Here is a 1,459-nt window from a genome sequence, read left to right on the forward strand (position 1 = left end):
TCGGGCGCGGCCATGCCGCTGGCCCGCTTGGCGCTGGACACCGGCTTTGCGACACAGGAGGCCTACGCCTTCGTGCGCGCCTGCCGCGACGCGCGGGTCATGGCGGTCAAGGGCGTGCGGACGGGTTCGATGGGGGGCGCAGCCCTGATCGGCACACCGACGGCGGTCGATGTCTCGCAGGCGGGCAAGAAGCTGCGCCGGGGCATCAAGGTGTATGCGGTCGCGGTGGGGCTCGCCAAACTCGAGTTCTACAACCACCTGCGCCAGAGCGCGGAGGTGGCCGACGACGGCGTGACGGTGACCTACCCGGCCGGTTTCGTCCACCTGCCCAAGATCGACGCCGAGTTCATCCAGCAGCTCTGCGCCGAGCAACTGATCACCCGCCGCGACAGGAATGGCTTTCCGGTGCGGGAGTGGCAGAAGGTGCGTGAGCGCAACGAAGCGCTGGACTGCTACGTGTATGCCCGTGCTGCTGCTGCGGCCGCAGGGCTCGACCGCTTCGAGGAACGCCACTGGCGCGAACTGGAGCGGCAACTGGGGCTGCCGCCGCCCGATGAGCCCATGCCGTCGAACGAAATGCCCGTCGAACGACCTCCCGAGGCCACCCATCGAGGTGGCCTGGGTGTTTCTGGCAACCGCAACACCGGCCGGCGCGTGATCAAGAGCCGCTGGCTGTCCTGACGAGGAGACGCTATGTCACTGACCACCCGTATCGAGAGCCTGGTGCTCCGCGTCGCGCAGGAGTTCAACGACGTCCGCGCGAAGGCCGGGAATCTCGCCCACCTCACCACCACCGACAAATCGAGCCTGGTGGCGGCCATCAACGAACTGAAGGCCGCGGTGCAGGCCTCGGGGGCGATCGACGACACCCAGGTCGCCACCACCAGCACCTACTCGTCGAGCAAGATCGTCACGCTGCTCGACACGCTCAAGGCCGAGATCCTGGGCGGGGCCGATGCCGCCTACGACACGTTGCTGGAGATCCAGCAGCTGCTGCAAGACGGCACCAGCGGCCTGGACGCGCTGCTTGCCGCGGTCAACCACCGCGTGCGCTTCGACGCGGCGCAGACCCTCACCGCCGCTGAAGCCGCCCAGGCGCGCAGCAACATCGGCGCCGTGGCCGCGGCCGACGTGGGCGACACCGACACCGACTTCGTCGCGATCTTCGAAGGGGCCCTGGTCTGATGAGTCTGGCCTCGCGCATCGGCGCCTTGGCCAGCCGCATCGGTTTGGAAGTCAAGACCAAGGTCGATGCCTCTCACCCGGGGCTGGCGCGGGCCTGGGTGTGTTTCGGCTATGTCGGCAACCAGGTCGTCGTGCGCGCTGCGCACAACGTCGCTTCGGTCACCCGGCTGGCCGCAGGGCGCTACCGCGTGCACTTCGCCAGCCCGCTGCCGGACGCGAACTACTGCTGGGTGGGCGTCGCACGCAGCAACACCAACACGGGCACGCAGCGGCT

At 68.6% G+C, this 1,459-nt stretch carries 3 protein-coding genes; all 3 read left to right on the forward strand.

The features are described from left to right. Positions 1 to 681, forward strand: a 681-nt coding sequence (locus F615_RS0117335; RefSeq protein ID WP_026330422.1) for a terminase gpA endonuclease subunit, incomplete at its 5' end; no start/stop codon positions are given. A gap of 12 nt (positions 682 to 693) precedes the next feature. Further along, entirely contained in the window at positions 694 to 1,185 is a 492-nt protein-coding gene (locus F615_RS0117340) for a hypothetical protein (protein ID WP_019562402.1), read from the forward strand. Next, positions 1,185 to 1,459: hypothetical protein (locus tag F615_RS0117345; RefSeq protein WP_019562403.1), on the forward strand; the 275-nt coding region annotated here is incomplete at its 3' end. The genes F615_RS0117340 and F615_RS0117345, both read left to right, overlap by 1 nt.

Origin of the sequence: Caldimonas manganoxidans ATCC BAA-369 (assembly GCF_000381125.1) — a bacterium.
Classification (GTDB): domain Bacteria; phylum Pseudomonadota; class Gammaproteobacteria; order Burkholderiales; family Burkholderiaceae_C; genus Caldimonas; species Caldimonas manganoxidans.

Excerpts from the sequence above, each read along its gene's own strand:
- F615_RS0117340 (WP_019562402.1), top strand. The coding sequence starts at position 694 with ATGTCACTGACCACCCGTATCGAGAGCCTGGTGCTCCGCGTCGCGCAG.